We start from the raw sequence: 6,837 nt of genomic DNA, 5'->3' as shown, positions 1-6,837 counted from the left end.
CTCCCCCGGGTCGGTGGCCAGGTCGTACAGCTCGATCCGGCCCTCGGGCCCGGCGCCCGCGATGTGCGGGGCGAAGCGGAGCAGTTTCCACCGGCCCCGGCGGATCGCCTGCATCTTGCGGGGCCGGTTCCACACGAGGTGGTCGTGCTTGGGCGCGCCGTCGCCGGTGAGCAGGCCGCGGAAGGAGAGGCCGTCGAGGTGGGCCGACACCGGCACTCCGGCCAGATCGGCCAGCGTCGGCAGCACGTCCCACGACGCCACCGGCTGCTCGACCACGCGCGGCCGTAACCGCGGTGACCAGGCGATCATCGGCACGCGGATGCCGCCCTCGTACAACTGGCGCTTGACGCCGCGTAAGGGCCCGTTGGAGTCGAACAGCTCCGGCGTCACGCCCTTCTCGTGGTGGGGGCCGTTGTCGCTGGTGAACAGGACGAGCGTGTGGTCGGCGACGCCCGCGTCGCGCAGCGCGCGCACCAGCGCGGCCACGTCGGAGTCGAGCCGGGTCACCTGCGCGGCGTGGCGCCGGTTGGGGCCGCTCCACAGCCGCCGCTCGTACGGCCCCGCGTCACCGGGGACCACGCTCGGCGAGTGCGGCAGGTTGGTGGGGAAGTAGAGCAGGAACGGGTCGTCGCCGGCCTGCCGGATGAACTCGATCGCCCGCCGGCGGAACAGGTCCGGCGCGTACGACCTGCCGCCGAGGCGCACCTTGGCGCCGTTGTGCCACAGGTACTCGGGGAAGTACTGGTGGGCGTGGGCGTGGCCGATGTAGCCGAAGAACTCGTCGAAGCCGCGCTCGTTCGGATGGGACGCCTGCCCCGGCCGGTCGGGGCCGAAGCCCCACTTGCCGATGCAGGCCGTGCGGTAGCCGGACAGCCGCAGCAGCTCGGCGAAGGTGAGGTCGGCGTCGGTGAGCGAGTGCTGCGGCCCGCCCTCCGGGTTCTCGCGTACGGTGCCGTGGCCGGCGTGCAGCCCGGTGAGCAGGGCGCAGCGTGACGGCGCGCAGAGTGGCGCTCCCGAGTACGCGGTCTCGAAGCGCACGCCCTCGGCCGCCAGCCGGTCCAGGTTCGGTGTACTGATCAGGCGCTGCCCCTGGCTGCCGATCTCGCCCCAGCCGAGGTCGTCGGCCAGGATCACGACGATGTTGGGGCGCGCGGGCAGGCCCGTGGCCGCCTCGGCGGAAGTGGGCAGGGCGAGGCCGGCGAGGGTTCCGGCGAGCATGGTACGGCGCGAGGGCCCGTCGATCACGAACGGCAACCTATCGGAGGCTTCGGCGAACGGCAGGCAAACCACCGGCGAACTGTCAGTAGTTCCACAGACGGCACATCTCGCGCAGCTCGGCGGGCACCTCGTCCGCCGAGGGTAGGGGGCGGCCCTCGACGACCGTGCCGGCGCGGATCTTGTCGCGCCAGTCGCCGATGCCCTTGACGAAGGCGCCGTGGTCCTTGTTGCCGTACTTCAGCATGGACGGCTCGAACTCCAGCCCCAGGAAGAGGCAGAGCCGCCGCAGCTCGCGCTCGGGCTCGGCGACCAGCTCCTCGTAGCGCACGGTCAGCCCCTCGAGGTGGGTACGGGCCTCCTCCAGATAGGTCATGTAGCTCAGCGTGCGCGGCACGGCCTCCTCCATGGGCCTCCTCTCCGGGTCGGCCTCGTGCCAGGACTGCACGATGGACATGGGGTGGCGCAGCAGGAAGACAAAGCGCGCGTCCGGCCAGCAGGCCGCGAGGCGCCGCCAGGCGAACACGTTGCTCGGCGTCTTCTCCGCCAGGATCGGCTTGCCGCTGCGGGTCAGCTCGCGGTGCAGCAGCCGGTCCCACACGATGTGCTCGATGTCGCTGTGGTTGTGGCCGAGCGCCTCCATGGCCTGCCGTACGGGATCGGTGCCGAGCCCGACGGTGACCCGCCTGAAGTGCGTCTCGATGGGCGAGTGCACCTGGGAGTGGCTGTTGAGCATGACCCGCAGCAGCGTGGAGCCCGACCGTACGGACGACAGCAGGAAGACCGGCTCGCGCAGCAGCCGGTCGTGCTCGGGATCGACGGGCGGCCGCACCACGTCGCCGGGCAGCCGCTGGAGCACCAGCGGGGGCGGCGGCGGTGGTTTCGGCGGCGCCTTCTGCAGCCGCCGCTTCAACGTGTATCCCGTCAGGCCCTCCAGCGTCGCGTTGGCCCGGTACCTCCAGCTCATGGGCCTAAAAGGTAGAGAGTGCCCGTGAACCCCAGGTGAATCCCGCCTGTGAAACCTCTACCCGCGCTTGTGGACGACGCGGGCGTGCACGACCGCGTACGTGTTGCGCAGCGCCGCCATCGACTCGTCGTAGGACGCCTGCGCGACCCCCGTGAACAGGCAGTCGACCACCATGAGCTGCGCGATGCGGCTGCCCAGCGCGCCGGAGCGGAACTTCGTCTCCCTGGCGGCCGTCGTGAGCGTCACGTCGGCCGCCCTGGCCAGCGGCGAGTCGCGGAAGTTCGTGATGGCCACAGTGGAGGCGCCCGACTTGCGGGCGATGGAGAGGAACTCGACCGTGTCCACGGTGGCGCCGGTGTGCGAGACGGCCACCGCCACGCAGCCGGAGTCGAGCGTGGCCGCCGACGTCCAGGCCGAGTGTGAGTCGTGCCAGTTGATGGCGGTACGCCCGATGCGCGATAGCTTCTGCTGCAGGTCGAGCCCCACGAGAGAGCTCGCGCCCACGCCGAAGCTGTCGATCCTGCGGGCCGCCAGCAGCAGCGACACCGCGGCGCCCAGCGCCTCCATGTCCAAGGAGCGGGCCGTGTCGGCGATGGACAGCGTCTCGTTCATCGCCACCTTGGAGACGATGCCCTCCAGGCTGTCGTGGCGGTCGATGTCGCCGGACGCCTCCGGCAGGCTCGACCTGGTCAGCTCCTCGCGCGCCACCGCCCTGGCCAGGTCGATCCTGAGGTCCTTGTAGTGGGCGTACCCCATGCGCTGGTAGAAGCGCACCACCGAGGTCGTGGAGGTCCCGCAGCGGGCGGCCAGCTCGGCGATGGACAGGTTGGCCGCGCCGGTGGGATCGCCGACGAACTCCTCAGCGATCCGGCGCTCCGACGGCCGCAGCGCGGGCATGGCAGCCCGGATGCGGATCAGTACGGTCCCGTCGTCCTCGGCCATCGCCGCCCATCCCCGTAAAGGAAAAGAAAGTACCCTGGTGGTAAGGTCTGCGTAATTTTATGACCCACTCCCCCGAGGAGACCACATGCCCCGTGGCGCTTTCTCCGCGGTCGGCATCGCCGCTGCGCTGTCCATCGCCCTCACCAGCTGTTCGTCATCCTCGTCCCCCGGCTCTTCCCCCGCGGGCACCGGCGCGGCCTCCGGCAAGAGCCTCGTGGTCGGCGTCACCTCCGACCCGGACACGCTCTTCCCCTGGAAGGCCACCCAATTCCAGGCCGTGAACGTGCTGCAGAACCTGTACGGGACGCTCACCGAGTTCGACAAGGACCTGAAGGTCGTGCCCGGCCTGGCCGAGTCGTGGCAGACCTCGGACGACGGCAAGAAGCTCACCCTCAAGCTCAGGCAGGGCGTCACGTTCGCCGACGGCAGCACGTTCGATTCCAAGGACGTCAAGTCGTCGCTGGACAAGATCATGGACGAGAAGACGGCGGCCGTGGCCAGGGCGTCGCTGTCGTCGGTGAAGTCGGTCGAGGCGCCCGACGCGAACACCGTGGTGCTGGAGCTGACCGGGCCCGACGCCGCCCTGCCCGCCAACCTGGCCACGGTCAACATGGCGATGCTCTCCTCCGACGACACCGAGGAGAAGCTCAACACGACCCCGAACGGCACGGGCCCGTTCAAGGTCAAGAACCGCGTGGCGAGCCAGTCGATCACGCTGGCCAGGAATGACGCGTACTGGGGTGAGAAGCCGAAGGTACCGGCGGTCGAGTTCCGGGTCATCCCCGATGAGTCGTCCATCGTGTCGGCCATGCAGTCGGGCAACGTGCAGTTGGCGGTCTTCAACGACCCGCTCGTCGCGCAGACCGCGGAGGGCGGCGGCACGATCACCGTGACCAAGACGCCGCAGCTCAACTACCACGTGCTCCAGCTCAACGCGCAGCACGGCGACCTCAAGGACGTCAACGTGCGGCTGGCGATCCAGTGCGCGATCGACCGCAAGCAGGTGCTCGACACCGCCGCGCTGGGCGAGGGCGAGGTGACCGGGCCGATCACGGCTCCCTTGTTCAAGTCGGACCCGAACAAGCGCCCCTGCCCGGCCCGTGACCTGACCAAGGCGGCCGAGTACCTGAGCAAGGCGGGCAAGTCCGGCGGGGTGACCGTCAAGACCATCGTCTCCCAGGGCGAGTACGCGACCTCGGTCAACGAGGCCCAGAACCTCAAGGCGCAGCTCGCCGAGGCCAAGATCAACCTGGACCTGGAGGTGCTGGAGTCGGGCGCGTTCGTGGACCGCTGGGTGGCCGCCGACTTCGACGCGGCCGTCGCGCTCAACGGTGGACGTCCCGACCCCGACGGCTCCTACGGCCGCTACTTCACCAGCAAGGGCAACCTGAACAAGGTCGCCGGCTACAGCTCGCCCGAGCTGGACAAGCTGTTCGCCGAGGGCAAGGCGACGACCGACGAGGCTGCCCGCAAGGCGATCTACGACCAGGTCTCGGCCAAACTGGAGGAGAACGCGCCCTGGATCTGGCTGTTCTCCGGCTACACCTACACCGCCACGACGGCCGGCGTGCAGGGGTTCGTGCCGATGGCCAGCGGCTCGCTGCAGTACCTGCGGACGACCTCCGTCAGCTGATGCGCCTCCGCAACCGCGTCGTCAGCACGGTGGCGACCCTATTCGGGGTGGCCGTGCTCGTGTTCGTCATGCTCCGGGCGATCCCCGGCAACCAGATCACGGCGGGGCTCGGCACCGAGGCCGCGGCGCTCACCCCCGCCCAGCGGCAGGCCCTGGAGCAGTACTACGGGCTCGACCAGCCGCTGGTCACGCAGTTCTTCTCGTGGCTGGGCAACATGTTCACGGGCAACTTCGGCTACTCGGCCCGCCAGCAGCAGAGCGTGCTCGACCTGACCCTGCACTCGCTGCCGGTGACGTTCGAGCTGGCGGTGCTCTCGATCGTGCTGGCGCTGCTGATCGGCGTGCCGCTCGGCATGCTGGCGGCGTCCAGGACGAACTCGTCCAGGGACGCGCTCGGCCAGGTCGTGAGCCTGGCGGGGCTGTCGGTCCCGGCGTTCCTGCTGGCCACCACGCTGCTGTCGATCCTCGCGGCGTCGTTCGGCTTCAACCCCAACGGACAGGGCTTCGCCACGCTCTTCGACGACCCGCTGCTCAACCTGCAGCAGATGTTCCTGCCCGCGCTGGTGCTGGGCTTCGGCATCGCGGCGCCGATCCTGCGCACCACCCGCACGGCGGTGCTGGAGGTCCGCTCGAACGACTTCGTCCGCACCGCCCGCGCCAAGGGCGTGCCCGAACGGCGGCTGCAGGTCAAGCACGTGCTCGGCAACGCGCTCGTGCCGATCGTGACCATGACGGGCCTGCAGTTCGGCTACCTGCTGGGCGGCGCGGTCGTGGTGGAGCAGATCTTCTCCGTACCTGGCATCGGCAGGCAGGTGCTGCTGGGCATCCAGCAGAAGGAGTACGCGGTCGTGCAGAGCACGGTGCTGGTGATCGCGCTGGCGTTCGTGCTGGTGAACCTGCTGACGGACGTGCTCTATCGGATCATCGACCCACGAGTGAGGGCGTCGTGAAGAGAAGTCCCACCCTGGTGGTGGGGTCGGCGATCCTCGTCCTGCTGGCCGCCGTGGCGGCGCTGTCGTACGCCGGGCTGCTCCCGTACGACCCGATCGCGCAGCACCCGCCGTCGCGGTTCATGGCGCCCTCGGGCGCCCACCTGTTCGGCACCGACCAGTTCGGCCGGGACGTGTTCTCGCGGGTGGCGGCCGGGGTGGGCAACTCGGCGCTCATCGCGGTCGTCGCGGTGGCGTTCGCGACCGTGGTGGGCACGCTGGGCGGGCTCGTGTCCGGCTTCTACCGCGGCTTCGCCGACGGCGCGATCGGCGGGGTGACGAACGTGCTGTTCGCGTTCCCGCCGCTGCTGCTCGCGCTGTCGCTGGCCTCGGTGCTGGACCGCAACTGGTTCACGATCGCCGTGGCCATCGCCATCGTGTACGTGCCCATCTTCATCCGCGTCACCCGGGGCCCGGTGCTGTCGCTCAGGGAGATCGAGTACGTCAAGGCGGCCGTCTCGACCGGCATGAGCCGCTGGCAGATCATGCTCCGTCACGTCCTGCCGAACATCACCTCGATCGTCGTCATCCAGATCGCGCTGTCGTTGTCATGGGCGGTGCTGACGGAGGCGTCGCTGAGCTTCCTCGGCCTGGGCACGCCGCCGCCCGCGCCGTCGCTCGGCTCGATGATCTTCGAGGCGCGCAGCCTGGTCTTCATCGCCCCGTGGACGCTGATCGCGCCGGGCGCGGTCGTGGTCCTGCTGGTCGTGGGGCTGAACCTGCTCGGCGACGGCCTGCGCGACACTCTCGACCCGCGAAACCGAGGCAAGCGGTGAATCTCTCAGAACTGACGACCGAGTCGGCCGATCCCCGCTTCACCGGGATCGACACGATGAGCGTGGCCGAGCTGGCGGACACCATGAACGCGGCCGACGCCGCCGTCCCCGGCGCGGTGGCCCGGGCCCTGCCGCGGATCACCGAGGCGATCGAGGCCACGGCCGAGCGCATGGAGCGGGGCGGCCGGCTAGTATACGTGGGCGCGGGGACGCCGGGGCGGCTGGGCGTGCTGGACGCCTCCGAGTGCCCGCCGACGTTCGGCACCCCGCCCGAGCAGGTCTTCGCGATCATCACGATCGCGCTCTCGCCGCCCG

Annotated in this window: 6 protein-coding genes and 1 pseudogene; 4 read left to right on the top strand and 3 right to left on the bottom strand. The window is 70.0% G+C overall.

Going from position 1 to position 6,837, the window contains the following annotated elements:
* The 3 genes from AB0J09_RS51550 to AB0J09_RS51540 form a co-directional block, all read right to left on the bottom strand.
* Nucleotides 1-1,245: arylsulfatase (locus AB0J09_RS51550; protein ID WP_360709000.1), on the bottom strand; the 1,245-nt coding region annotated here is incomplete at its 3' end.
* 55 nt (nucleotides 1,246-1,300) lie between these two features.
* Nucleotides 1,301-2,182: a sulfotransferase gene (locus AB0J09_RS51545; protein WP_360708997.1), complete on the bottom strand. Its 882-nt coding sequence runs from the start codon at nucleotides 2,180-2,182 to the stop codon at nucleotides 1,301-1,303.
* A 57-nt stretch (nucleotides 2,183-2,239) separates the two neighbouring features.
* Nucleotides 2,240-3,124 (bottom strand): MurR/RpiR family transcriptional regulator, encoded by an 885-nt coding sequence (locus AB0J09_RS51540; protein ID WP_360708994.1) that lies wholly within the window; start codon nucleotides 3,122-3,124, stop codon nucleotides 2,240-2,242.
* Between the two features lie 85 nt (nucleotides 3,125-3,209).
* On the opposite strand from AB0J09_RS51540, the gene AB0J09_RS51535 reads away from it, so the two are divergent.
* The 4 genes and pseudogenes from AB0J09_RS51535 to AB0J09_RS51520 form a co-directional block, all read left to right on the top strand.
* On the top strand, nucleotides 3,210-4,757 hold the full coding sequence (locus AB0J09_RS51535; protein ID WP_360708991.1) for an ABC transporter substrate-binding protein: 1,548 nt from the start codon (nucleotides 3,210-3,212) through the stop codon (nucleotides 4,755-4,757).
* Nucleotides 4,757-5,707 (top strand): ABC transporter permease, encoded by a 951-nt coding sequence (locus tag AB0J09_RS51530; protein WP_360708988.1) that lies wholly within the window; start codon nucleotides 4,757-4,759, stop codon nucleotides 5,705-5,707. Before AB0J09_RS51535 ends, AB0J09_RS51530 begins: the two co-directional genes overlap by 1 nt.
* Nucleotides 5,704-6,522, top strand: coding sequence for an ABC transporter permease (locus AB0J09_RS51525; protein WP_360708985.1), 819 nt, complete (start codon nucleotides 5,704-5,706; stop codon nucleotides 6,520-6,522). The genes AB0J09_RS51530 and AB0J09_RS51525 overlap by 4 nt, the downstream gene beginning before the upstream one ends.
* Nucleotides 6,519-6,837 (top strand): annotated as a pseudogene (locus AB0J09_RS51520) (N-acetylmuramic acid 6-phosphate etherase); the annotation flags it as partial. The gene AB0J09_RS51525 and the pseudogene AB0J09_RS51520, both read left to right, overlap by 4 nt.

The sequence above is a fragment of the Nonomuraea sp. NPDC049784 genome, from assembly GCF_040659615.1.
Classification (GTDB): Bacteria; Actinomycetota; Actinomycetes; order Streptosporangiales; family Streptosporangiaceae; genus Nonomuraea.
The sequence above is the reverse complement of the archived record's forward strand: the minus strand, read 5'-3'. Positions and strand labels throughout refer to the sequence as shown.